The sequence below is a fragment of the Variovorax sp. GW821-FHT09D04 genome (genome assembly GCF_059416405.1).
The window spans coordinates 38,536-60,994 of record NZ_JBWKPA010000014.1; the positions used below are offsets into that span (position 1 = coordinate 38,536).

Sequence of the window (22,459 nt, forward strand, 5' to 3'; positions counted from 1 at the left end):
GTTCGCAGGTCAGCCCGCCACGGCCTCCTGCGAGAACTGCCGGCGGTACACCGTCGGCGACACCTTGAACGCCGTGGCGAAGTGCTTGCGCAGCAGCACCGCCGAGCCGAAGCCCGCATCGGCCGCCACGCGCTCCACGGAGCGGTCGGTCGTTTCGAGCAGCCGCTGCGCCAACGCCAGGCGCTGGTTCTGCAGCCACTGGCCGACCGTCGTGCCCGTCGATTCGCGAAAGCGCCGCGTGAAGGTGCGCCGGCTCATGAGCGCGCGCCGCGCGAGTTCGTCGAGTTCATGCGGCACCTGCAGATGCCGCCCCAGCCATTCGAGCAGCGGCGTGAGCCGGTCGCGTTCGGCCGCCGCCGGCACGGGCTGCTGGATGTACTGCGCCTGACCGCCCTGCCGGTGCGGCGCGACGACCATGCGCCGCGCGGCGCGGTTCGCGGTGTCGGCGCCGTAGCGCACGCGCAGCAGGTGCAGGCAGCAGTCGATGCCGGCGGCCGTGCCCGCCGAGGTGAGCACATCACCGTCGTCCACGTACAGCACCTCGGGCTGCAGCACGACCTGCGGGTACTGCCTGGCAAAGGCCGCAGCCAGGTGCCAGTGCGTGGTGGCGGGCCGACCGTCGAGCAGGCCGGCCTCGGCCAGAACGAAAGCACCCAGGCACAGCCCGACCACGGTGGCGCCGCGCCGGTGCGCCGCCTGCAGTGCGCGGATGAGCGCGGGCGGCGCGGGCCGGCCGTCGTCGCGCCAGGACGGCACCACCACGATCTGCGCGCGGCGGATCGCCTCCAGCCCGTGCGGCACCACGAGCGTGAAGCCCGCGTTGGTGGCCAGCGGCCCGGGCTCGGGCGCGCAGACCTGCACGCGAAAGCGCGGCGCGCCGGTGTCGGTGCGGTCTTCGCCGAACACCATGCAGGGCACGGAAAGGTGGAAGGGGCTGATGCCGTCGAAGGCCACGACGGCAATGGTTTCAACGGCAGAGGGGCGCATGGCCCGATCTTATCGATGAATGGCTTTCGGGCCACTGTCGCAAAACCCACGGTGCGCGAAGAATCGAGCCATTCCACACACACAACCACCGAAGGAGATACCCATGAGCCAAACCGCACCGCGCCGCGCCCTCGTCGTCATCGACGTGCAGAACGAATACTTCGAAGGCGGCGGCCTGCCCATCGAATACCCGCCGGTCGAGCGCTCGCTGCCGAAGATCGCGCAGGCCATGGACGCGGCCCGCGCAGCCGGCGTGCCGGTGGTCGTGGTGCAGCACCACGCGCCGAAGGGCGCACCGGTCTTCCAGGCCGACAACTTCCACGGCCAGCTGCACCCCGAGATCGCGAAGCGCCCGCGCGACCACTTGGTCACCAAGGCCTTCCCGAGCGTCTTCACCGGCACCGACTTCGCCGACTGGCTCGCGCGCCACGAGATCGACACGCTGAGCGTGACCGGCTACATGACGCAGAACTGCGACGCCTCCACCGTGTTCGAAGCCATGCACCGCGGACTGAACGTGGAGTTCCTGTCGGACGCCACCGGCGCGCTGCCTTATGAAAACGCGGCCGGCCGCGTGAGCGCCGAGGAAATCCACCGCGTCTTCAGCGTCGTGTTCCACAGCAACTTCGCCGCCGTGGCGACGACCGACGTGTGGATTGCTGCGCTGAAGAGCGGCGCGGCGATCGAGAAGGACAACGTGGTCATGTCCAACCGCCGCGCGCGCGGCGTCTGAACTTCACAAGAGTTCAGGCCAGGTTCAGCGGCTGCAGCACGGGCTGCCAGCGCTGAACCGCGATCTTCTTGAAGCCGCGGCCGTTGGGATGCAGCTCGTTGGCCCAGTCGGTCGGGCCCAGCGTGCCCCGGCTGTCCACCACGTGCAGGTGCTGCGGGTCGCCCTTGGCGATGTTCTGCAGCATGCCGTGGAAGCCGTCGATGAGGTGGTCGACGCAGGGCTTGAACAGCTCGGGCGCCACGCCCGCGTCGACCAGCGCCGGGCGCAGCCAGCCTTCGCGCCCGAACAGCGCCTTGCCCGTGGGCGGCGCGTAGTCGTAGCTGTGCATGACGATGTGGCAGTCCACGCTGGTGCGGGTGTAGATGAGGCCGATGAGCGCGCGGTACTGCTCGTCCATGTCGACGAGGAACTGGTCGAAGCCGCCCTTGCCGTTGCGAAAGCACTGCGCGGCCTGGGTCTCACCCGTGCAATCGGACTTGAGCAACGGGCGCAGGTCGTTGAAGCCCGCGAAGTCGTTGCCGCCGCCGCTGATGAACACCGCCGACAGCGTCGGCCCGTACAGGCGCAACGACTCGCGCACGGCGTTGCGGTACTTGCCTTCGACGTAGTCCTGGGCTTCCGCGCCGTTCATGCCCTTGGCCAGGATCACGTGGCCGCGCGCGCCGACCACGTCGCCCAGGAAGTTCAGCAGGCTGCCGCCCGGCAGCGGGTACCAGAACCACGAATCGCCGAAGGCAAGGATGGTCGCGGTGCCGTGCGGGCCCATCTGCATCTTGGTCTCGTCCCAGTAGACAGCCATGGCGAACTCCTCGTGTAGAGGGCGCCATGGTTCTCGCAACCGCCGCGCGGCGCCATCCCCCGTTCGCAGTAGAACCTGCTCGCCTGCTCAGTCCCGCAGCGACTGCACCAGCAGCACCAGCTCCGCCTGCCGGTGGCAGTCGGTCTTGCGCATCACGTTGCGCAGGTGGCTGCGTGCCGTGTGTTCGGAGCAGTGCTGCGCGGCGGCGAAGTCCTTCACGGTCTTGCCGCTTGCGAGGAGCAGCGCGAGCCGCGCTTCGGTCGGGCTCAGGCCGAGCAGGCTTTCCAGCTGCCGCGGCTCCACGGGCGCCGCCTCGGCCGGATGGGCGAAGACCACGAGCGCGCGGTGGCGCTGGCGCAGCACGGCCAGCGGGTGCGAGGGTTTGAGCGGCAGCACCGTGATGCGGACCACGCTGCCGGCCACGGGCAGGTGCAGCACGCCGGCCCGCGCGCCGCCGGCCGGGGCGCAGGCCTCGCGCACCCGCTGCTCGAAGGCCGACTGCAGCGCGGACGACGCGAGCCGCAATCGCCCCTGTGCGCTGTCGAACAGGCCACCGCGGCCCGCGCACGCCGCCGCGCGCGCGTTCAGGTGGTCGATGCGACAGGCCTCGTCGACCACGGCGATGCCCTGCGGCAGCGCGTCGAGCGCCGACAGCCCGGTGGCCGCGTGCTCGCCCAGCTGCATCATGCGGGCGCGCAGTTCGCTGGCGCGCACCAGGTGCGGCGACAGGCGCCGGCAGAAGGCCTCGCTCTCAGGACCGTAGGGCGCTTCGGCCCGGGGGCGGATGAAGCCGAGCACTTCGCGCGTGTCGTCGTCGGCGCGCAGCCCCATGGCCAGCGTGTGGCGCAGGCCGAGCGGTGCCAGCCAGTCGACATAGATCGGGCTGTGCGAGAGCGTGCGCGCGCCGAAGTAGGCGTGGTCGGCCACCGGCGTGCCCAGCGGGGCGTTCACCGGCATCTGCATGCGGATGTCGTCGCGCGCCAGGTGCTGCTCGTACTCGCGCACCTTGTCGGGCGGGCTCTCCAGGTTGGCGAGCCCCGCGCCCACCACCGAGCAGTCGGTGCGGCGCACCGTGAGCGTGTGAAAGCAGGCGGCGCCGAGCACCTCGCGCATGGCATCGAGCGCGTCGTACCAGTCGCCGGGACAGGTGATCCCGTCGTACAGCAAGGCAACGATCCGGTCGGTGTCGGCCTCGGCGGACACGCCTCCCTGCACGATGGCTGTCATGGCGGCCTCCTCCTGTTCGGACTTTCGGTGTATCCGCGTGCATGACGGTATTACAAAATGCTTCCATTGTCAGCCCCCTTTCCCGTGGGCGCCGCGGCGGGCGGCCCCGCGCCAGGTCGTTATGCTCTCGCACCCATGGGTGAATTCGACCTGATCACACGCTATTTCAAACGTCCCGCCACGCGCTCGCCGCTGGGCGTGGGCGACGACTGCGCCTTGCTCGCGCCGGCCGCGGGCATGCAGCTCGCCGTGTCCTCCGACATGCTGGTGGAGGGGCGGCACTTTCTCTCGACCGTGGAGCCGGCCCGGCTCGGCCACAAGGCGCTGGCCGTGAACCTCAGCGACCTGGCCGCCTGCGGCGCGAAGCCGCTGGCCTTCACGCTGGCGCTGGCATTGCCCGGCGTGGACGAGCCCTGGCTCGAAGGTTTTTCGCGCGGCCTGTTCGCGCTGGCCGACGCCCACGGCTGCGAGCTGGTGGGCGGCGACACCACGCGCGGCCCGCTCAATATCTGCATCACCGTGTTCGGCGAAGTGCCGGCCGGCGCCGCGCTGCTGCGCTCGGGCGCGCGCGCGGGCGACGACCTGTGGGTGAGCGGATCGCTCGGCGATGCGCGGCTGGCGCTCGAGGTGTTCCGCGGCACGCTGAGCCTGCCCGCCGAGGCCTTCGCGCAGGCCCGCGCGCGCATGGAACAACCCACGCCGCGCGTGGCGCTGGGCCAGGCGCTGCGCGGCATCGCCACCTCGGCGGTGGACGTGAGCGACGGCCTGATCGGCGACCTGGGCCACATCCTCGCGGCCAGCGGCGTGGGCGCCACGCTCGATGCCGATGCCACCACCGCACTGATCGCGGTCGACACGGCCGGCCTGCCCTCCGAGGCGCTGCGCACCTGCGCGCTCTCGGGCGGCGACGACTACGAGCTGGTGTTCACCGCGCCGGCCTCGGCGCGCGATGCGGTGGCGCAGGCCGGACAGGCGAGCGCCACGCGCGTGACGCGCATCGGCCGCATCGAAGCGGACGCGGGGCTGCGCATCGTCGATGGGGGCGGCGCGCCGGTGTCACAGCGCTTCGGCTCGTTCGACCACTTCGTCTAGGGCCTGTTCAAGAGCCGCGCAGCATCGTGCGCATCTTGTCCTGCGCGGTGTTGATGGCGGCCGACTGGCGGCCCAGCTGCTGCACCATCTTGTCGAGCTCGGCCCTCACCGCGGGGTCGGTCACGGTGAGCGAAGCGCCGGAGACCTGCAGCTTCGACTTGTTCTTCTCCATGAAATCGCCGATGGCCAGCGCACCGTCGAACACGGCGTCGAGCGCGGGGAACACCTCCTTGAACGTGGCGGCGGGCGTCGTCACCGTCTTCTCGTAGGCCTTGCCATAGACCTGCTTCAGGTCGTCGGGCTGCTTGAGTTGCGCGCGTGCCGCATCGGCCTTGGCCAACTGCTGATCGAGCGCGGTGCGAAGGCCGCCCAGGCCCTCCTTGGCGGCCTTGAGATCGTCGCGGCGCGCCGGCAGGTCGGCCAGCGAGCGCAGCGCGCCCTTGGCCATGACCTGCGTCATAGGCTGGCTCACCGACTTGTTCATGCCTTCGTTGAAATCGGTGATCACCGCGTAGTGCTGCGCGTAGTCGCCGAACGATGCTTTTTCTTCGGCGGTGGGCGTGGGCACGCGCAAGCCGGGCTTGTCGAGCACGCGGGTCTGCAGGTAGGCGATGAAGGCGCTGCGCTGCTCGGCCTCCTTGTTGCCGCAGGCCACGAGCAGCATCGACAGCATCAGGACGAAGGCCAGGACCAGCCATGCGGAAGAGAAACGGGACCGTGTGGTTGTTGTCATGGGGCACCTGCTTTCGCGCAAAGAAAAAAGACCGGCCAGCATACGACCGCCCCGCCGCCACGGCTACTGCAGGCTCTGCTTCAACGCCTCGATGAACGCCCGCGCCGCCGCCGACAGCGAATGGCCGCGCTTGGTGACGATCGAGATGTCGCGCACCACGCGCGGTGCGCTGAGCACCTTCACCACGAGCACCGGGTTCTTCTCGGCGCGCGCGAAGGCCGACGGCATGATCGACGCGCCCATGCCGGCCGCCGTCATCCACAGCGCGGTGGACAGGAAGGACACCTCGTTCACCACGTCGAGCGTCACGCCCGCCTCCGCCGCCGTGCCGTCGATCAGCGGGCGCACGCCGTAGCCGGGGCGCACGGTGATGACCGGGTGGCGGCCCAGGTCCGACCAGCGCACCACGCGTGCCTTGGCCAGCGGGTGGTCGGTGCGGCACACCACGGCGAGGTGGTCGCGCATGAGGCGCTGCACCTCGACCTCGGGACCGGGCCGCTCGGGCGTGCCGATGCCGAAGTCGACGTGCTCGCCGAGGATGCGCGACAGGAACTGGTCGGGCGCGCAGTCGTTCACCAGCACGCGAACTTTCGGGTGCTGCTCGCCGAAGGCGCGCAGCGCATCGGGCAATAAAAACCCGGCCAGCGTGGGCGTGATCGCCAGCGTCACGCGACCGCGTTCCAGCGTGGCGAGTTCGCGGAAATCGGCCGAGAGCGAATCGACGTCGCGCAGCACGCGCTCGACGGTGGAAATCATCTGTTCGGCTGCGGCCGTGGGCTTGAGCGCGCGCGTGGTGCGGTCGAACAGGCGCGTGCCCAGGCCCTCCTCAAGCTGGCGGATCAGCATGCTCACGGCCGACTGCGTGACGAACAGCCGCGTGGCCGCGGCGCCCAGCTTGCGCAGCTGGTAGACCGCGAGGAACGCACGCAGCTGGCGGATCGTAGGACTGAAGTTCGTATTCATCAGAAAATTTGAAAAATCATTCGGAATTTCTTGATTTACGAATGAATGCTGCCATCGTTCAATCTCCGATCAAAGCACCGAATTCAAGGAGAGGCCCGAATGACAGCACCTATCGCCCGCGGCATGCACGCATTTCGTGGGCGACGCAGGCAACTGCTGTGGGCCGTGGCCGGCGCGCTGGTGGCCGGCACCGCCCTGGCGCAAGCCCCGGCGGGCGATTTCCCCACCAAGCCGATCCGCATGGTCGTGACCTTCCCGCCCGGCGGCAGCGCCGATGGCGTGGTGCGCATGCTGGTGCCGCGCCTGAACGAGAAGCTGGGCCAGCAGGTGGTGGTCGACAACCGCCCCGGCGCGGGCGGCAACGTGGGGCTGACGCTGGTGGCCAAGGCGCCGGGCGACGGCTACACGCTGGGTGTGGGCGCGGCGGGCGCGCTGGCGGCCAACGTGAGCCTGTACCCGCAGATGCCCTTCGATCCGCAGAAAGACCTCAAGCCCGTGGGCATGCTGGCGGCCATTCCCTTCGTGCTGGTGGGCCACCCCTCGGTGGCCGCGAAGACGCAGCGCGAACTCATCGCGCTGGCCAAGGCGAAGCCGGGCACGCTGTCGATCGGCCATGGCGGCAACGGCACAGCCATGCACCTGTCGGCGGCGCTGTTCAACCAGATGGCGGGCACGCGGCTGGTCGAGGTGCCCTACCGCGGCTCGGGCCCGGCGGCGCTCGACGTGCTGGGCGGGCAGATTCCGCTGGCGGTGGTCGACCTGCCCTCGTCGCTGCAGCAGATCCGCGCCGGCAAGCTGATCGCCTTCGCCGTGACCAGCCCGCAGCGCCTGCCGATGCTGCCCGAGGTGCCGACGGTGGCCGAGGCCGGCCTGCCGGGCTACGACTCGACCGGCTGGTTCGGCGTGGTCGCGCCGGCCGGCACGCCGGCGCCGGTGGTGGCGCGGCTCAATGCCGAGCTCAACGCCGCGCTCGGCGACGAGCAGGTGAAGACCGCCATGCGCGCGCTCGGCGTGGAGCCGGCGCCGGGCTCGGTCGAATCCTTCGACAGCTACATCCGAGCCGAGACGAAGAAGTGGGCCCAGGTGATCCAGGACGCCCACATCAAGCTCGATTGAACGACAAGCCGATAGAGACATGACGAAGACCGCCGACACCTCGATGCAAGCCGACGTGCTGATCGTCGGCGCCGGCCCCGTGGGCCTCACGCTGGCGATGGACCTGGCCTCGCGCGGCGTCTCGGTGATCCTGTGCGAGACGCGCCGCTTCGCCGAGCCGCCGAACGTGAAGTGCAACCACGTGGCCTCGCGCACCATGGAGCAGTTCCGCCGCCTGGGCGTGGCGCAGCAGCTGCGCGATGCCGGGCTGCCGGCCGACCACCCGAACGACGTGGTGTTTCGCACCACGGTGACGGGCACCGAGCTCACGCGCATTCCCATTCCGTGCCGGCGCGACCGCTACACCGAGACCGAGGGCCCCGACGCATGGTGGCCCACGCCGGAGCCGCCGCACCGCATCAACCAGATCTACCTCGAGCCGATTCTGCTGAAGCACACGGCCGCATTGCCGGGCGTGACGCTGCTCAACCGCACACGCTTCGAGCGCTTCACGCAGGATGCCGACGGCGTGAGCGCCGTTGCCACCGACATGGACAGCGGCGCCACGCGCAGCATCCGCTGCCGCTACATGGTCGGCTGCGACGGCGGCAGCTCGCCGGTGCGCAAGCAGATCGGCGCCAAGCTCGAAGGCACGGCCGTCATCCAGCGCGTGCAGTCGACCTTCATCCGCGCGCCGCAGCTGCGCGACATGATTCCTGGCAAGCCCGCGTGGTCGTACTACGCGATGAACCCGCGCCGCTGCGGCACGATGTTCGCCATCGACGGCCACGAGACCTGGCTGGTGCACAACCACCTGAACGCCGAAGAGCCCGAGTTCGACTCGGTCGACCGCGACACCTCGATCCGAGAGATCCTGGGCGTGGGGCCCGACTTCCACTACGACATCATCAGCAAGGAAGACTGGATCGGCCGGCGCCTCGTGGCCACGCGCTTTCGCGACGGCCGCGTGTTCCTCGCGGGCGACGCCGCGCACCTGTGGGTGCCCTACGCGGGCTACGGCATGAACGCCGGCATCGCCGACGCGCTCAACCTCTCGTGGCTGCTGGGCGCCTGCGTGCAGGGCTGGGCCGACGAGGCCATCCTCGACGCCTACGAGGCCGAGCGGCTGCCGATCACCGAGCAGGTGTCGCAGTTCGCGATGGACCATGCGCAGAAGATGATCCGCGCGCGCCGCGCCGTGCCGCCCGACATCGAGGCGCCCGGCCCCGCGGGCGAGGCCCAGCGCGCCGAGATCGGCCGCGAGGCTTACGCGCTCAACGTGCAGCAGTTCTGCTGTGGCGGGCTCAACTTCGGCTACTTCTACACCGGCTCACCGATCATCGTGCCCGACGGCGAGCACCGCGCGCCGCCGTACTCGATGGGCGAGTTCACGCCCTCCACCGTGCCCGGCTGCCGCGCACCGCACTTCTGGCTGGCCGACGGGCGCTCGCTGTACGACGCCTTCGGCCCGGGCTACACGCTGCTGCGCTTCGACCGCAGCGTGGACGTGCGGCCGCTGGAGCGCGCGGCCGCCGCCTACCGCATGCCGCTCACCGTGCTCGACATCGAGACCGCGAGCCTGCCCAAGGCCTATGCGCACCGCCTCGTGATGTGCCGCGCCGACCAGCACATCGCGTGGCGCGGCGCGCACCTGCCGGCCGATGTGTATGACCTCGTCGCCACCTTGCGCGGCGAAACGCGGCGCGAACGTGGACGCCGGCGCGCGCTGGCCTGGGAAGGCGTGCTCGCTTAACGCTGGCGCCGCGCCACCGCGCGCCACGCCAGCCAGGCGGCGATGGCAGGCGCCAGCGCGAAGACCGTGAACAGCCAGATCGCGGCCGAACGCGCACCGTCCACGCCGCCGGGCACCGTGAGCCCCGCCGCATTCGCCACCAGCCCGGCCACGGCCGCGCCGACGGCCATGCCGTAGAGCTGCACGGTCGTGATCGAGGCGGACGCCAAGCCTTCTTCGCCGCGCGGCGCGAGCGCCATCACGCGCGTCAGCAGGTGCGGCCAGCCGATGCCCACGCCGAAGCCGACGGCAGCCAGCGCCACGGCCACGAGCGAGGTCTCGACAGGGGCCCCGAGCGCCCCCGGCGTCGGCAACAGCCACGCGAGCGCCAGCAGGCCTGCGGTGCAGACCACCGGCCCGGCGCGCAGCATGCGGTCGGCGCCTGCGCCAGTGCGGCCCGACGAGGTCAGCGAGCCGATGCTCCAGCCGCCCGCCATCGCCGCCGTGAGGTAGCCCGCCGCGAGCGGCGAGTGGCCGTGCAGCAACTGCAGGAAGTAGGGCACGAAGATCTCGGTGGTGGTGCCGATCAGCAGCAGCGCCACGCTCGCATAGATCGCGCCCAGCGGCGTGCCGAGGGCATAGGCGCCGGTCGGCAGCAGGCGCACGGCGCCGGCGCGGCGGTCGATGCGGGTGGCGGCGAAGCCGATGGCCAGTCCCAGCGCCACGCCCACGGCCTGCCCCGCGAGGCCGGGCCAGAAACCGCTGGCGGCAATCACCAGCACCGACAGCGCCAGCAGCGCGATCTGCGGCGCCGGCACGCGCGGCATCTGCGCCGGGCGGTCATGCCGGATGCCGGCCGCGGGCCGCAACTGCACCGCGACCAGCAGGGCCTGCGCCGCCGCCACCGGCAGCAGCGCCCAGAAGGCCCAGCGCCAGTGGCCGGCCTGCGCGAACAGCCCGCCCACGGCCGGCCCGCACAGCGTGGCCACGCCCCACATGCCCGACACCAGCGCCACCGCGCGCGGCCACAGCCGGGGTTCGAACACGCGCTGGATCAGCCCGTAGCTCAACGCCGCCAGCAACCCACCGCCCAGGCCCTGCACCGTGCGCCCCGTGAGCAGCCACGGCATGGCCGGCGCCAGCGCGCAGCCCACCGAGCCGGCCGTGAACACGGCCAGCGCCGTGAGGCAGGCGCCGCGCGGCCCGCGCGCGGCCAGCAGCCGCACCGACAGCGTGGCACCGAGGATCGAGCCGACCACGAACAGGGTCGTGCTCCAGGCGTACCAGTCGAGCCCGCCGATCTCGCGCACCACCGAGGGCAGCACGGTGGTCACGATGTGGACGTTGACCGCGTGCAGCGCGACGCCGCCGGTCAGCGCCAGCGCGCGCCAGCCGTTGCGCCCGCTGAACAGCTCGCGCCAGGCGGCGGTGGGCGGCGGCGCGCCAACGGCGGCGGCATCGAGGGAAGAGGAGGAGGACGACATGAGAACGAAGGGGAACACCAAAGGAGCCTGGATACTAGGCGGCGCCCCTCAATTAAACAAGCTATTGCTTTGATAAATAGAAACTTCGGCGCGCAGCCGTCGCACAGGATGCGCGACACTTCGAAACCGATGCACGCCGTTTCTTCTTCCCCTTCTTCCTCGATGGATTCTTCTTCCGCCACCACCGGCGCCCTGCCCCGTCCCCCGATGCGTCGCCCCACCCTGCGTTTTCTGCTCTCGCACCCCGCGCACTTCATCGCGCTGGGCTTCGGCTCGGGGCTGTCGCCCTTCGCGCCGGGCACCGTGGGCACGCTGTGGGCCTGGGCCGCGTTCGTGGTGATGCAACTGTGGTTCACGCCCGCGACCATCGGCTGGATCATTCTGGCCGGCCTGCCGATCGGCTGGTGGGCCTGCACGGTGGCCGCGCGCAACATGAACGTGTCCGACCCCGGCGCCATCGTGTGGGACGAGGTGGTCGCCTTCTGGCTCGTGCTCTGGCTGGTGACGCCGGCCGGCCTGTGGGCGCAGGTCGTGGCCTTTGCGCTGTTCCGTTACTTCGACGCCGCCAAGCCCGGCCCGGTGGGCTGGGCCGACGCCGCCTTCAAGCCGCACGACCCCGCGCGGGTGCAGTGGTGGCGCGCCGGCTTCGGCATTCTTCTGGACGACCTGGTGGCGGCCTTCTGCACGCTGCTGGTCATTGCGCTGTGGCGCGCATGGTGAACCCGATGGAACCTTCTGCTTCCCCCGCCTTGGCCGAACAGGACGTCCCCGCGCTCGTCGCCACGCTGGCCGAGAGGCTGCAGGCCCGGGGCTGGATGATGGCCACCGCCGAAAGCTGCACCGGCGGCCTGATCGCCGGCGCCTGCACCGACCTGGCGGGCTCCAGCGTGTGGTTCGAGCGCGGCTTCGTCACCTACTCGAACGCCGCCAAGACCGAGATGCTGGGCGTGGACGCCGCGCTCATCGAGGCCCACGGCGCCGTGAGCGAGCCCGTGGCGCGCGCGATGGCCGAAGGCGCCATTGCACGCGGCGCACCGGCGCGCGCCGCCGTGGCCGTGACCGGCGTGGCCGGGCCGGCGGGCGGCTCGCCCGACAAGCCGGTGGGCACGGTGTGGTTCGGCTGGTCGGTCGACGGGCAGGTGCGCACCGAGCGCCGCCGCTTCGACGGCGACCGCGCCACGGTGCGCGCGGCGACGGTGCACTACGCGCTGCAGACACTGATCCAGCTGCTGCCGCGCTGATCGCACGCGGGCTGTTCAGGCCTGCATGAAATCGCCGACCGGCCGGCGCGGCGCGGGCGGCACCGGCGCCGTCGGAAAGCCCAGGCGGCACATCATCTGCACGGTCGGGCTGCGCGCATGGCGCGACGGCGCGGCGCCGATCAGCATGTCGTGCGCCGCCGCGTGGTGCGGCGCCATCTCCGGAAATTCCTCAAGCGGCTGGCTCATCGGCTGCATGCCCAGGCCCAGGTCGGTGGCGCGCAGCTGCTGGCGCACGTAGGCGCGGCCCGCGGCGATCTGCTCGCTGCGGCTGTTGCCGCCGGTGCTGATCCAGACGAAGCCCATCGCCGTGTGGGCCTGGTCCTCGAACATCCGCAGCGTCTGCCGGAAAGAGAGGCTGTCTTCGGCGGCCGGCACCTCGCGGTCGAAGCGGCCCAGCGCGACCGCCATGCGCAGCGCCGGGTCGTTGAGCGAGAAGCCGTCGCGATGCGCCAGGATTTCCTGCGGCCCGATGCGCAGCAGGCGCAGGTTCTCGCGCGCGGTGTGGGGCGTGACCAGCTCCACGCGCGCCGCCGCCGCGCACAGCTTGCGCAGCGGCAGCACGCGGGCCATGTCGACCGTGCCGGCCGATTGCACGCCCCCGCCCGCCCCCGAGGCCACGGCCGCGGTGAGCCCCTGCAGCATGTCGGCCGACACCCTGCGTCCGGTGTCGAAGCGCTGCTTGGGCGTGCGCCGCCGCAGCACCTGCGCGAACAGCGGATCGGGCGTGCCGCCGCGCGACAGCGTGAGGCGCGCCACCGGCAGGTCGGGCCACTGCTGCGGCGCATCGCCCACCAGCTCGCCTTGCGGCCACAGCTGCACGCGCGCCTGCACGCCCTGCTGGGCCAGCGCCATCACCAGCAGCTCGATGAACGCGCCGTGGCCGATCATGAGCTGGCGGCCGAAGGGGTCGGTGGCGGGCTGCACGCGGGCGCGGTCGGCGTGCAGCACGATGGCGTCGGGCTCGCGCAGGTCGACCCGCCACGGCTGGCCGTTGTAGGCCGTGGGCGCGGTGACGGCATAGGCGACGGCACGCTTGCGCACATCGGGCTCGTCGCCCGGGCCGTTCCAGATCTCGAAGGCGGCGGCCGGCACGTCGGCGTGCAGCCACCAGGTGGCCAGGGCCGTGGCGCCCGCCGCCACCGCGAGGCCGCCGCCCAGCAGGCGCACGAAATTTCTGCGTTCTCTCATGGGCTCGATCGGTTGAAGCATCGGGCGCGTGACACACGGCCTGCCCGTGGCCGATTGCAGCACCGAGCCGCACGGCGCCACGCAGCCCCCTGTCGTTTCCGACAGGGGTAGGTGGGCCGGCTCAGGGCGTGAGCAGGCCCAGCGCCAGGGCCCGCGCGCAGGTGGCGGTGCGGCCCTGCGTGTCGAGCTTGCGGGCGGCGCCCACGAGGTGGAAGTACACGGTGCGCTCGCTGATGTGCAGGATCTCGGAGATTTCCCAGGTCGACTTGCCCACGGCCACCCAGTGCAGCACCTCGCGCTGGCGCGCACTCAGCACCGGCACCTTCGCGTCGCCCTGCAACCGGCGCACGGTCGAATGCAGGCAGGAGGCGAAGTAGTTCATCGGCGCCAACGTCGCACGCAGTTCGCGCAGGTCGGCGGTGGCGTCGGTGGTCAGGGTCATGAAGGCCCAGTCGATGCCGGGCGTCCACAGCGGCACGGTCAGCCCCGCCTTCAGCCCGTGCTCGCCGGCGCTGCGCAGCAGGCCGCGGGCGCGCTGCCCGATGTCCGCGCGCGTGTGGCTCACCTGACCGAGCCAGCTCCACGCGGTGGCCGGCATGCCGGCGCGCACATGCTGCACGCGGGCGTCGGCCTGCTCGCCGGCGTTGCTGCGCAGCGACTCGTAGCGGGTGCGGGCCCACGCCGGGGGCAGGTCGTGGAAGAACACCAGCGCGTCCTGCGCGGGCGCGTCGGCACGGGGCGTGGGCACCGGGCGCTTGAGCACGTAGGCGCCGTGGTTGAAGCCCATCGCCCGCATCGCGCGGCGGTTGACCTGCGCGACCTCCTCGAGCGTGCGGGCGGCCATGACGGCCTCGACGAACTGCCAGTCGTTGATCACCTCGGCCATGGATGCGTCCCCTCGGGTTGTGTGCGGCGGGCGCAGCGACTGTGGTTCTGGTTTTTCTGCGCCACCGCCAGGGCGCCGGCCCTGCGAGGACCGGCATCGGGGCGCATATTAATGCCGGGCACCCGGAATCACCCATGCGCTTCCTTGCGCGCCGCATCCCGGCGATGATCCGACACCACCACCGCGAGGCCCCATGACCGCAGCCACCCACGCCCCGACCATCGAGCGCTTCTACAGCGCGTTCTCGCAACTCGACGCCGCCACCATGGCGGCCTGCTACGCGCCCGACGCGGTGTTCGACGACGAGGCCTTTTCGCTGCGCGGCTGGCGCGAGATCGGCGGCATGTGGCGCATGCTGTGCGAAGCCACGAAGGCCAAGGGCGCCGACGTGTGGCGCCTGAGCTGGCGCGACGTTCAGGCCGATGGCCGCACCGGCAGCGCGCACTGGGACGCGCACTACCGCTTCAGCGCCACCGGCCGCCTGGTCGACAACAGCATCGACGCGCGCTTCACCTTCACGCCCGAGGGCCTGATCGCCACGCACCGCGACAGCTTTCCGTTCTGGACCTGGTCGCGCCAGGCGCTGGGCACGCCGGGCCTGCTGCTGGGCTGGACGCCGATGCTGCGCAACAAGGTGCGCGCCACCGCCGCCGCCAACCTCGCCACTTTTCTTGCACGCCAACCCTCATGACCACTTCTTCCTCGACCGCCCTCACCTTCACGAACAACGAGGCGCAGCACCGCTACGAAGCCTCGCTCGACGGCAAGCTCGCGGCCTACGCCGAGTACAACCTGCTGACCGACGCGATCATGTTCACGCACACCGAGGTGCTGCCCGAGCATGAGGGCAAGGGCGTGGGCTCGGGCATTGCGAGGCACGTGCTTGACGAGGCGCGCGCCAACGGGCGGCATGTGATTCCGGTGTGCCAGTTCATCGCGGGCTACATCCGCAAGCACCGCGAGTACGCCGACCTGGTCCGGCCGGACATTCAACGCGCCTTCAAGATCTAGAACCAGGCTCGCCCCCAGGCTGCGCGCACTTCGTGTCGCTTCGCCAACCCCCTACCGGGGGCAACACCTGAGGCCCGGCAAAGCCGGTTCCTCGGTGTTCCACGATCAGGCAGCGGTAGATTTGGGAGCGGGCAGCCACGCGAAGGCCGCGATGCCGATCACCAGCAGCGCGGCAATGACCGCCAGCACGGCGGTCAGCGGATCGCCGCCGTGCGCCGCGGCCACCGAGGCCGCCACGCCCGTGCCCCACTGCATGAACGCGACGCCCAGGAACATCGCCATGGTGAAGACGGCCATCGCGCGGCCCGTGAGCGCGGCCGGGTAGGCCACGCGCACGTCGGCGTACTGCCAGACGATGAAGCCCGAGAGCACGCCGATGAGCACCATGCCCGCGATGTCCAGCCAGGCGGAATGCACCACGGCGATGAGCGCGAACAAGCCGGCGTAGAAGAGGCCGCAGGCCACGATCCAGCGGCGGCGCGCGGCGCCGTCGCGGTCGAAGCGGCCGAACAGCGGCGAGCCGAACAGCGCGATCACCGACACCACGAGCGCGACGTTGCCGCTTTGCACCAGCGAGTAGCCGTGGCGCTCCATCATCAGCGGGCCCAGCCACAGCCCGCGCAGCGAGATGAAGGCCGCGTACGTCACCGCACCCAGCACCATGATGCCCAGCGTGTGCGGCATGGCGAACAGCGCGCCGAACTGGCGCACGGCTTCGGGAATCGACTCTTTCTTCTGCGGCACAGCCGACGCGGGCTCGTGCACCCAGCGCCAGATCGCGAGCCAGGCCAATGCGGAAGCCAAGGCGAGCACCAGGAAGCCCGCGCGCCACGAATACGCCTCCACCAGCCACGCGAGCGGCGTGCCGGTGGCCAGCATGCCCAGGCCGCCGATGGCCAGCACCATGCCCGACACGGTCGCGAAACGCGCGGCCGGAAAGTGCCGCGCGATGAACACGGTGCACACGAGGAAGGCCGGCGCGCAGCCGACGCCGATCAGCGCCTGCCCGGCCACCAGCACGAGGTAGTTCGGCGACACGGCCGACAGCAGCGCGCCCGCGATCGCGACCGGGAAGGCCACGAGCACGGTGCGGCGCACGCCGTGCAGGTCGATGCCGATGCCCATGAAGAGCTGCATCGCGCCGAACGCAAAGTGAAAAGCCCCCGAGAAGATCCCGAGGGCTTGGGCCGAAAGGTGGAAGTCCGCTTGCAGCGGGCTCGCCATGATGGCGCCAACGGTGCGAAACGCCTGACTGAGCGCGACCCCGGCGCAGAGCGCGAGGACCATGACCCATGCCGCCTGCGGCGTCAGGGGTTGCGCGGCAGGGCGCTGCGTCGGCGCGACGGCACTCATGCCCCGTGGCACTTCTTGTACTTTTTTCCACTGCCGCAAGGGCACGGATCGTTGCGGCCGGGTTCGGCTTCCTTGCGGATCGTCTCGACCTTCGGGCCCAGGCTCTTCCAGAGCTGGCGCAGGTCGTACACCGCCCAGATCGCGGCGCCGAAGTCGTCCAGGCGCTGCTGGCTCACGCTGGGCGGGCCGTTCTCGTCGTACATCGACAGCGTGGGCTTGGCGGTGTCGTCCTCGGTCAGCGCGACGATGTTGTCGAGCGCGTCGTCGAGCATCTGCGCGGCTTCCTTGTCGCGCGGCGCGGCCCAGTCTTCGGGCCAGTTCTCGACCGCGTACATGAAGCCCAGCGCCCAGACCTGGGCGAACGAAGGGATCTCTTCGGCGGCCATCTCGGCGCGCTCTTCCTCGGGCAGCGAGGCGATGGCGCCGCGGGTGTCGAGCACCTCGGGTTGCCAGCTGCGCTCGTCCTCGAGCGATTCGACGGGCGCGTCGAGGCCTTCCTCGATCTCGCGCCAGCGGCGCTTCCAGTTCCAGACGAACTCCATGTGCTGGGCCGGCACGAAGTGGTCGCCCAGCAGCACGGGCCAGTATTCGGTGGGGTCGATGGGGCGGCGCGTGCAGATCAGCGCGGCCATGAAGCCTTCGCAGAACTCCCACTGGGGAATTTCCTCGTCGTGCTCGCGCATGGCGTCGAGCGCGCTGTCGAGGGCGTCAAAATCGTCGGGGCCCAGGGCTTGCGAGGAGGCGGCCAGGGCGGTGTCAGGGGTATCGGGGGTGTCGGGTGTGGTCGTCATGGCAGCAGTCATGGCAGGTTGGGGGCAGCCCTCTATGATGCAGCAGGCTCCAGCCGACATCTGATGACTATGCCCACGATTATTCCGTTTCCCGCACGCTACAGCGCGTTCGTCCTGTGTGTGCTGGGTCTGGTCGCCTGCCTGGCGCTGGTTCTGGCCTCGCCGCACCTGTGGCTCGCGTGGATCGGCGTGGCCGCTTTCGCGGTGCTCACCGGCACCGGCGTGCACGACCTGCGCCAGGCGCGCCACGCCATCCTGCGCAACTACCCGGTCATCGGGCACCTGCGCTTTCTGCTCGAATTCATCCGCCCCGAGATCCGCCAGTACTTCATCGAGAGCGACGCCGAGGCCGCGCCGTTCTCGCGCGCCCAGCGCTCGCTGGTGTACCAGCGCGCCAAGGGCGAACCCGACAACCGGCCCTTCGGCACGCAGCTGAACGTGTCGGCCGCGGGCTACGAGTGGATCAACCACTCGATGCAGCCCACGAAGCTGGCCGGGCACGATTTCCGCATCGTGATCGGCGGCACGCCGCAGCCGGCCGATGCGAACCTGGCGCAGGTCTGCACGCAGCCCTACAGCGCGAGCGTGTTCAACATCTCGGCGATGAGCTTCGGCGCGCTGTCGGCCAACGCCATCCTCGCGCTCAACCAGGGCGCCCAGATGGGCGGCTTTGCGCACGACACCGGCGAGGGCTCGATCTCGCAGCACCACCGCGTGCACGGCGGCGACCTGATCTGGGAAATCGGCTCGGGCTACTTCGGCTGCCGCAACGACGACGGCACCTTCAATGCCGAGCGCTTCACCGCCAACGCGCGCGACCCGCAGGTGAAGATGATCGAGATCAAGCTCAGCCAGGGCGCCAAGCCCGGCCACGGCGGCGTGCTGCCGGCGGCCAAGGTCACGCCCGAGATCGCGGCGGCGCGCGGCGTGCCGGTGGGCGTGGACTGCGTCTCGCCCTCGTCGCACAGCGCGTTCTCCACGCCGACCGAGATGATGCATTTCGTCGCGAAGCTGCGCGAGCTGTCGGGCGGCAAGCCGACCGGCTTCAAGTTCTGCCTGGGCCACCCGTGGGAATGGTTCGGCATCGTCAAGGCGATGCAGGCCACGGGCATCACGCCCGACTTCATCGTGGTCGACGGCGCCGAAGGCGGCACCGGCGCGGCGCCGGTCGAGTTCAGCGACCACGTCGGCGCGCCGCTGCAGGAGGGCCTGCTGCTGGTGCACAACACGCTGATCGGCGTGAACCTGCGCCACCGCATCAAGATCGGCTGCGCGGCCAAGGTGATCACCGCCTTCGACGTGGCGCGCATGATGGCGCTGGGCGCCGACTGGTGCAACGCGGCGCGCGGTTTCATGATGGCGCTGGGCTGCATCCAGGCCCAGAGCTGCCACACCGGCCACTGCCCCACCGGCGTGACCACGCAGGACCCGGTGCGCCAGCAGGCGCTGGTGGTGCCGACCAAGGCCGACCGCGTGCGCAACTTCCACCGCAGCACGCTGCATGCGCTGCAGGAGCTGGTGCAGGCCGCGGGCCTCGATCACCCGCAGCAGATCACCGCGCACCACATCGTGCGCCGCATCTCCGACACCGAGGTGCGCCTGCTGAGCAACCTGGTGATGCAGGTGCAGCCCGGCGCGCTGCTCGGGCCGCTGGACAACCAGCACACCGTTTTCCGCACCTACTGGCCGCTGGCCAGTGCACAGAGTTTCCAGCCCCTGACGCAGGGCCCGCACGGGCTGCTGGCGCCGGGCTTCGCCATGGCCGCATGAATCCACTGAGACGAGGAGGCGCCGCGACGCGCCTGTACAGCCAACGGGGCGCCGCGTCGGCGCCCGCGCCGCTCGACGACGCCCCGGGCTCGGCGCCCGGCGACTACGCCGAGTTCCTGCGCGTCACGCTGCCCAGGCAGGCCAAGAACGTGGCCAGCCACCGCTTCGGCAGCGAACGCGTCTGGCTCAAGAAGGCCGGCCCGCGCCACGGCAAGTGGGGCTACCGCGTGATGGCGCTGGCCGCGCGGCTGGCCGGCCTCGACGTGATCAAGCCCGTGCCCAACCCGGGCGGCGAGGCCGCCATCGCCACCGAGGCACGGCGCCTCAAGCAACTGGCCGCCGCGGGCCTGCGCGTGCCGATCGTGCTGGCGCAGCAGGCCGACGGCCTGCTGATTTCCGACCTCGGCGAAAGCGGCCGTGCCACCGTGGTGCTGCAGGAGCGCATCGACCAGGCCGCCGCCGCCGGCCCGGCCGCCCTGCTCGCCGTGTGGCGCGAAGGCCTGGCCGCCATCGCCGCCGTGCACCTGTGCGGCCAGCACCTGAGCCAGGCCTTCGACCGCAACCTCGTGCAGTGCCCCGATGGCGTGATCGGCTACATCGATTTCGAGGACGACCCCTCCGAGGTCATGACCCTGGCCGAATGCCAGGCCCGCGACTGGCTGAGCTACCTGCACTCCACGGCCATGATGCTCGAGGCCGCCGCGCCGCAGGCCGCGGGGCAGCACTGGCACGCGGCGCTGGCGGAGGTGGACGAGGAAGTGCGCGAGCGCATCGCGAACGCGGCGCGGCGCATGAAGTGGGCGCAGAAGCTGCCGGCCAGCCGGCGCTGGGGGCGGGACACGCAGCGCGTGCGGGCCGTCGCGCGCTTGCTGGGGCAGTGGTACGAGCTGAACAAGGCCTGAGACGGACCGGCGTGGCCTACGCCAGCGCCGACCGCACCGCCACCCCGCGCAGCGCCAGCCGCTTCTTCATCGACAGCACCGCCTTGTCCTTGCTGAACAGCTGCGCCCCGTGCGCCACGGACAGGTCGATGAACACCTGGTCGTCCGGATCGCTGCACACGCAGGGCGCGCGCGCCGGCACCTCGGTCACCAGCTGCACGCGCGCATCGAAATCCGCGAGCACCACCGGAATCGTCAGTTCGCGCTGCGCCATGCGCCGGGCGATCAACGGGTAGCCCAGCACGCGTTCCAGTTCGCTGCGCATCGCGGGCGTGGCCAGCCAGCGCAGCGCGCCGCGCGCGAGGTCGTCGACCAGCGGCGCCCAGGCCGGGTCTTCGAAGACCAGCAGGTCGAGGGCGATATTGGTGTCGATGACGACGAGGTCGGGGGCTGGCAAGGTCATGGGTCGCGTGAAATCTGTCTATCGCCGATGTTGCACCATGCGGCGCCCGGGCTTCTAGCGCCCTGACGGCATCGCCAGCACCTTCGCGTCGGCGACGAGCCGTGCGTAGGCGAAGTCGGTGAAGGCCTTGATCCGCGCCACCTCCTTCAGGTCGGGATGCGTCAGCACCCAGACCTGCGTGTCGAGCGCCTCCCTCGGCGGCTCGACCTGCACCAGCTCGTCTTCCGCGTCGGCCAGCATGCACAGGAGCATGCCCAGGCCCAGGCCACGCTTCACGAACTGCGTCATGCCGACGAGGCTGTCGACGCGCGCCGCGATCCGCGCCGGCGGCACCTGCTCGCGCAGCCACTTGGCCTGCAGGAGGTGCGACAGGCCTTCGTCGGGCGCAACCCAGTCGTGCGCAGCCAGCGGGGTCGTCGCCGGGTGCTTCGCGAGGTAGGCCTTCGACGCGTACACCGCCGTCTGCAGGCGCCCCGCCCGGCGCCCGACCAGGTGGTCCGGCGGGGCGTTGGTCGGGCGGATCGCCACGTCGGCCTCGCGCTTGGTCAGGCTCAGGAAGAGGTTGTTCATCACCACCTGCAGCTCGATGCCCGGGTGCAGCGCCCGGAAGTCCGCCAGGATCGGCCCGAGCAGCCCGGCCATGAAGGTGTCGGTGCTGGTGATGCGGATGACGCCGGTCAGCCGCAGGTCGAGCCCCATGAGGTGGCGCTGCGCGGCGTCGATCTGCTCGCCCACGCCCTGCAGGCGCTCGCGCAGCGCCTCGCCGGCCAGCGTCATCGCGTAGCCGGCGGGCAGGCGGTCGAACAGGCGCACCGCCATGCGCGCCTCGAGCGCGCCCAGGCGCCGCAGCACGGTGGAGTGGTTCACGCCCAGCTGGCGCGCGGCACCGGAGAGCGAGCCGGCCTGGCCGACGGCCAGGAACACGCGAAAGTCGTCCCAGTCTGTGTCCTGCATTTATGCATATCCCGGATGCGATTTTTTCGAATGGCCTTGCAAACGTGCCGATCCTACAGTCGTCCGCAAGGGGGCGCGATTCGCCCGCCCCGCATCCACACCACACGGAGGTCGAACCACCATGGACGCGTTTTTCATTCCCGCCTCGCTCGTCGCCGGGGGCCTGCTCGCGGTGCAGGCCGGCGCCAACGCACAGCTCTCCAAGGCCACGGGCAGCCCTTTCACCGCCACGACCTTGCAGCTGTCGGTCGGCACGCTGGCCCTGCTGGCGGTGGCGCTCGCCACGGGCACGCTGACGGCGCTGGCCGACCTGCCGGGCGTGCCGTGGTGGCACGTGATCGGCGGCACGGCCAGCGCCTTCTACGTGGTCTCGACCATCCTGCTGTTTCCGCGCCTGGGCGCGGTGGTGGCGATCGGCCTGTTCATCGCGGGGCAGATGCTGGCCTCGTTCGCGCTCGACACCTTCGGCCTGCTCGGCGTGGCCCCCAAGGCGCTGACACCGGCCATGGCCGGCGGCACGCTGGCGGTGCTGCTCGGGGCCGGGGCCATCGTCGCCGGGCAGGCCGGCAGCCTGCGCCAGGCGCTCGCGGGCAAGGCCGGCTGGATCGTGCTGGCGCTGCTGGCCGGCGCAGTGCTGCCGGTGCAGGGCGTGGTCAACGGCCTGTTGCGGCAGGACCTGGGCGCGCCCTTCGCGGTGGGGGCGGTGAGCTTCTTCGTGGCGACGCTGGCGATGGCCCTGGCGCTGCTGCTGGTCACGCTGTTCCGGCGTGCGCCCTCGGCCACGGCACCGCAAGGCACCGCGTTGCGCGGCATGCCGTGGTGGGGCTGGCTCGGCGGTTTTGCGGGCGCGGCCTATGTGACGACGGTGTTCACGGCGATCCCGGCCATCGGCGCCGCGGCCGCGGTCGGGCTGACGGTGGCGGGGCAGCAGGTGGCGTCGGTGTTCGTGGACCGCTACGGCTGGTTCCGGCTGCCGCAGCGCCCGGTGTCGGGCCTGCGCATGGCGGGCGTGGCCGTGCTGCTGCTCGGCGTGGCCATCATCAAGCTGCTGTGAA

At 71.0% G+C, this 22,459-nt stretch carries 23 protein-coding genes; 11 read left to right on the forward strand and 12 right to left on the reverse strand.

The window, feature by feature from the left end; all coding sequences use genetic code 11:
* Positions 1-9 precede the first annotated feature (9 nt).
* Entirely contained in the window at positions 10-987 is a 978-nt protein-coding gene (locus tag AC07O4_RS28890) for a GlxA family transcriptional regulator (RefSeq protein ID WP_495306304.1), read from the reverse strand.
* 103 nt (positions 988-1,090) lie between these two features.
* On the opposite strand from AC07O4_RS28890, the gene AC07O4_RS28895 reads away from it, so the two are divergent.
* Positions 1,091-1,720, forward strand: a complete 630-nt coding sequence (locus tag AC07O4_RS28895) for an isochorismatase family protein (protein WP_495306305.1) — start codon at positions 1,091-1,093, stop codon at positions 1,718-1,720.
* A gap of 13 nt (positions 1,721-1,733) precedes the next feature.
* On the opposite strand, the gene AC07O4_RS28900 is transcribed toward AC07O4_RS28895, so the two are convergent.
* A complete protein-coding gene (locus AC07O4_RS28900) occupies positions 1,734-2,519 on the reverse strand; it encodes an SGNH/GDSL hydrolase family protein (RefSeq protein WP_307587666.1) in 786 nt (261 codons plus the stop codon).
* An 87-nt stretch (positions 2,520-2,606) separates the two neighbouring features.
* A complete protein-coding gene (locus AC07O4_RS28905) occupies positions 2,607-3,746 on the reverse strand; it encodes a helix-turn-helix transcriptional regulator (protein ID WP_492744128.1) in 1,140 nt (379 codons plus the stop codon).
* A gap of 135 nt (positions 3,747-3,881) precedes the next feature.
* Here AC07O4_RS28905 and thiL point away from each other — a divergent pair, with 135 nt between their 5' ends.
* The gene (thiL, locus tag AC07O4_RS28910) at positions 3,882-4,838 is read left to right on the forward strand and encodes a thiamine-phosphate kinase (protein ID WP_492744130.1); all 957 of its coding nucleotides are present in this window, start codon (positions 3,882-3,884) and stop codon (positions 4,836-4,838) included.
* Between the two features lie 7 nt (positions 4,839-4,845).
* On the opposite strand, the gene AC07O4_RS28915 is transcribed toward thiL, so the two are convergent.
* Together AC07O4_RS28915 and AC07O4_RS28920 are read right to left on the reverse strand one after the other, a co-directional pair.
* Entirely contained in the window at positions 4,846-5,571 is a 726-nt protein-coding gene (locus AC07O4_RS28915; RefSeq protein ID WP_492744132.1) for a DUF3053 domain-containing protein, read from the reverse strand.
* 63 nt (positions 5,572-5,634) lie between these two features.
* Complete coding sequence (locus tag AC07O4_RS28920; protein ID WP_095743373.1) at positions 5,635-6,534, reverse strand: LysR family transcriptional regulator; 900 nt, start codon at positions 6,532-6,534, stop codon at positions 5,635-5,637.
* A gap of 99 nt (positions 6,535-6,633) precedes the next feature.
* Between AC07O4_RS28920 and AC07O4_RS28925 the strand changes: the two genes are divergently transcribed.
* Both AC07O4_RS28925 and AC07O4_RS28930 read left to right on the forward strand, forming a co-directional pair.
* Positions 6,634-7,650 (forward strand): Bug family tripartite tricarboxylate transporter substrate binding protein, encoded by a 1,017-nt coding sequence (locus AC07O4_RS28925; protein ID WP_095949682.1) that lies wholly within the window; start codon positions 6,634-6,636, stop codon positions 7,648-7,650.
* 19 nt (positions 7,651-7,669) lie between these two features.
* Positions 7,670-9,382, forward strand: coding sequence for an FAD-dependent oxidoreductase (locus AC07O4_RS28930; RefSeq protein ID WP_495306306.1), 1,713 nt, complete (start codon positions 7,670-7,672; stop codon positions 9,380-9,382).
* Here the strand turns inward: AC07O4_RS28930 and AC07O4_RS28935 are convergent.
* Positions 9,379-10,845: an MFS transporter gene (locus tag AC07O4_RS28935; RefSeq protein WP_495306307.1), complete on the reverse strand. Its 1,467-nt coding sequence runs from the start codon at positions 10,843-10,845 to the stop codon at positions 9,379-9,381. The two genes, AC07O4_RS28930 and AC07O4_RS28935, sit on opposite strands and share 4 nt — an antisense overlap.
* Positions 10,846-11,007: 162 nt before the next feature.
* Here AC07O4_RS28935 and AC07O4_RS28940 point away from each other — a divergent pair, with 162 nt between their 5' ends.
* Entirely contained in the window at positions 11,008-11,565 is a 558-nt protein-coding gene (locus tag AC07O4_RS28940) for a phosphatidylglycerophosphatase A family protein (RefSeq protein WP_235926901.1), read from the forward strand.
* Entirely contained in the window at positions 11,559-12,086 is a 528-nt protein-coding gene (locus AC07O4_RS28945; RefSeq protein ID WP_495306308.1) for a CinA family protein, read from the forward strand. Before AC07O4_RS28940 ends, AC07O4_RS28945 begins: the two co-directional genes overlap by 7 nt.
* A gap of 15 nt (positions 12,087-12,101) precedes the next feature.
* On the opposite strand, the gene AC07O4_RS28950 is transcribed toward AC07O4_RS28945, so the two are convergent.
* The gene (locus AC07O4_RS28950) at positions 12,102-13,295 is read right to left on the reverse strand and encodes an Acg family FMN-binding oxidoreductase (RefSeq protein WP_235944209.1); all 1,194 of its coding nucleotides are present in this window, start codon (positions 13,293-13,295) and stop codon (positions 12,102-12,104) included.
* 121 nt (positions 13,296-13,416) lie between these two features.
* Positions 13,417-14,181 carry a helix-turn-helix transcriptional regulator gene (locus AC07O4_RS28955; protein WP_495306309.1) on the reverse strand — a complete coding sequence of 255 codons (765 nt, stop codon included), beginning with the start codon at positions 14,179-14,181 and terminating at the stop codon, positions 13,417-13,419.
* A gap of 193 nt (positions 14,182-14,374) precedes the next feature.
* Here AC07O4_RS28955 and AC07O4_RS28960 point away from each other — a divergent pair, with 193 nt between their 5' ends.
* Both AC07O4_RS28960 and AC07O4_RS28965 read left to right on the forward strand, forming a co-directional pair.
* A complete protein-coding gene (locus AC07O4_RS28960) occupies positions 14,375-14,872 on the forward strand; it encodes a nuclear transport factor 2 family protein (protein ID WP_495306310.1) in 498 nt (165 codons plus the stop codon).
* The gene (locus AC07O4_RS28965) at positions 14,869-15,192 is read left to right on the forward strand and encodes a GNAT family N-acetyltransferase (RefSeq protein ID WP_307587648.1); all 324 of its coding nucleotides are present in this window, start codon (positions 14,869-14,871) and stop codon (positions 15,190-15,192) included. The genes AC07O4_RS28960 and AC07O4_RS28965 overlap by 4 nt, the downstream gene beginning before the upstream one ends.
* A gap of 105 nt (positions 15,193-15,297) precedes the next feature.
* Here AC07O4_RS28965 and AC07O4_RS28970 read toward each other — a convergent pair whose 3' ends face one another.
* Positions 15,298-16,479 (reverse strand): MFS transporter, encoded by a 1,182-nt coding sequence (locus AC07O4_RS28970; RefSeq protein ID WP_495306355.1) that lies wholly within the window; start codon positions 16,477-16,479, stop codon positions 15,298-15,300.
* Between the two features lie 62 nt (positions 16,480-16,541).
* Positions 16,542-17,336: a YecA/YgfB family protein gene (locus AC07O4_RS28975; RefSeq protein ID WP_139702165.1), complete on the reverse strand. Its 795-nt coding sequence runs from the start codon at positions 17,334-17,336 to the stop codon at positions 16,542-16,544.
* Positions 17,337-17,405: 69 nt separating this feature from the next.
* Between AC07O4_RS28975 and AC07O4_RS28980 the strand changes: the two genes are divergently transcribed.
* Together AC07O4_RS28980 and AC07O4_RS28985 are read left to right on the forward strand one after the other, a co-directional pair.
* A complete protein-coding gene (locus AC07O4_RS28980; protein ID WP_495306356.1) occupies positions 17,406-19,106 on the forward strand; it encodes an FMN-binding glutamate synthase family protein in 1,701 nt (566 codons plus the stop codon).
* Entirely contained in the window at positions 19,103-20,008 is a 906-nt protein-coding gene (locus AC07O4_RS28985) for a BUD32 family EKC/KEOPS complex subunit (protein ID WP_070063745.1), read from the forward strand. The genes AC07O4_RS28980 and AC07O4_RS28985 overlap by 4 nt, the downstream gene beginning before the upstream one ends.
* Positions 20,009-20,024: 16 nt before the next feature.
* Here the strand turns inward: AC07O4_RS28985 and AC07O4_RS28990 are convergent, their stop codons facing one another.
* On the reverse strand, positions 20,025-20,450 hold the full coding sequence (locus AC07O4_RS28990) for a PIN domain-containing protein (protein ID WP_062480304.1): 426 nt from the start codon (positions 20,448-20,450) through the stop codon (positions 20,025-20,027).
* Positions 20,451-20,504: 54 nt separating this feature from the next.
* A complete protein-coding gene (locus tag AC07O4_RS28995; RefSeq protein WP_495306311.1) occupies positions 20,505-21,404 on the reverse strand; it encodes a LysR family transcriptional regulator in 900 nt (299 codons plus the stop codon).
* 121 nt (positions 21,405-21,525) lie between these two features.
* On the opposite strand from AC07O4_RS28995, the gene AC07O4_RS29000 reads away from it, so the two are divergent.
* Complete coding sequence (locus tag AC07O4_RS29000; RefSeq protein ID WP_495306312.1) at positions 21,526-22,458, forward strand: DMT family transporter; 933 nt, start codon at positions 21,526-21,528, stop codon at positions 22,456-22,458.
* Position 22,459: the final 1 nt, after the last annotated feature.

Coding starts and splice junctions, on each gene's coding strand:
- AC07O4_RS28960 (WP_495306310.1), top strand. CDS start 14,375: ATGACCGCAGCCACCCACGCCCCGACCATCGAGCGCTTCTACAGCGCG.
- AC07O4_RS28940 (WP_235926901.1), top strand. CDS start 11,008: ATGGATTCTTCTTCCGCCACCACCGGCGCCCTGCCCCGTCCCCCGATG.
- AC07O4_RS28900 (WP_307587666.1), bottom strand. CDS start 2,519: ATGGCTGTCTACTGGGACGAGACCAAGATGCAGATGGGCCCGCACGGC.
- AC07O4_RS28975 (WP_139702165.1), bottom strand. CDS start 17,336: ATGACGACCACACCCGACACCCCCGATACCCCTGACACCGCCCTGGCC.
- AC07O4_RS28895 (WP_495306305.1), top strand. CDS start 1,091: ATGAGCCAAACCGCACCGCGCCGCGCCCTCGTCGTCATCGACGTGCAG.
- AC07O4_RS28930 (WP_495306306.1), top strand. CDS start 7,670: ATGACGAAGACCGCCGACACCTCGATGCAAGCCGACGTGCTGATCGTC.
- AC07O4_RS28985 (WP_070063745.1), top strand. CDS start 19,103: ATGAATCCACTGAGACGAGGAGGCGCCGCGACGCGCCTGTACAGCCAA.
- AC07O4_RS28965 (WP_307587648.1), top strand. CDS start 14,869: ATGACCACTTCTTCCTCGACCGCCCTCACCTTCACGAACAACGAGGCG.
- AC07O4_RS28935 (WP_495306307.1), bottom strand. CDS start 10,845: ATGTCGTCCTCCTCCTCTTCCCTCGATGCCGCCGCCGTTGGCGCGCCG.
- AC07O4_RS28915 (WP_492744132.1), bottom strand. CDS start 5,571: ATGACAACAACCACACGGTCCCGTTTCTCTTCCGCATGGCTGGTCCTG.
- AC07O4_RS28925 (WP_095949682.1), top strand. CDS start 6,634: ATGACAGCACCTATCGCCCGCGGCATGCACGCATTTCGTGGGCGACGC.
- AC07O4_RS28950 (WP_235944209.1), bottom strand. CDS start 13,295: ATGAGAGAACGCAGAAATTTCGTGCGCCTGCTGGGCGGCGGCCTCGCG.
- AC07O4_RS28945 (WP_495306308.1), top strand. CDS start 11,559: ATGGTGAACCCGATGGAACCTTCTGCTTCCCCCGCCTTGGCCGAACAG.
- AC07O4_RS28980 (WP_495306356.1), top strand. CDS start 17,406: ATGCCCACGATTATTCCGTTTCCCGCACGCTACAGCGCGTTCGTCCTG.
- AC07O4_RS28970 (WP_495306355.1), bottom strand. CDS start 16,479: ATGGTCCTCGCGCTCTGCGCCGGGGTCGCGCTCAGTCAGGCGTTTCGC.
- thiL (WP_492744130.1), top strand. CDS start 3,882: ATGGGTGAATTCGACCTGATCACACGCTATTTCAAACGTCCCGCCACG.
- AC07O4_RS29000 (WP_495306312.1), top strand. CDS start 21,526: ATGGACGCGTTTTTCATTCCCGCCTCGCTCGTCGCCGGGGGCCTGCTC.
- AC07O4_RS28905 (WP_492744128.1), bottom strand. CDS start 3,746: ATGACAGCCATCGTGCAGGGAGGCGTGTCCGCCGAGGCCGACACCGAC.
- AC07O4_RS28955 (WP_495306309.1), bottom strand. CDS start 14,181: ATGGCCGAGGTGATCAACGACTGGCAGTTCGTCGAGGCCGTCATGGCC.
- AC07O4_RS28995 (WP_495306311.1), bottom strand. CDS start 21,404: ATGCAGGACACAGACTGGGACGACTTTCGCGTGTTCCTGGCCGTCGGC.
- AC07O4_RS28920 (WP_095743373.1), bottom strand. CDS start 6,534: ATGAATACGAACTTCAGTCCTACGATCCGCCAGCTGCGTGCGTTCCTC.
- AC07O4_RS28990 (WP_062480304.1), bottom strand. CDS start 20,450: ATGACCTTGCCAGCCCCCGACCTCGTCGTCATCGACACCAATATCGCC.
- AC07O4_RS28890 (WP_495306304.1), bottom strand. CDS start 987: ATGCGCCCCTCTGCCGTTGAAACCATTGCCGTCGTGGCCTTCGACGGC.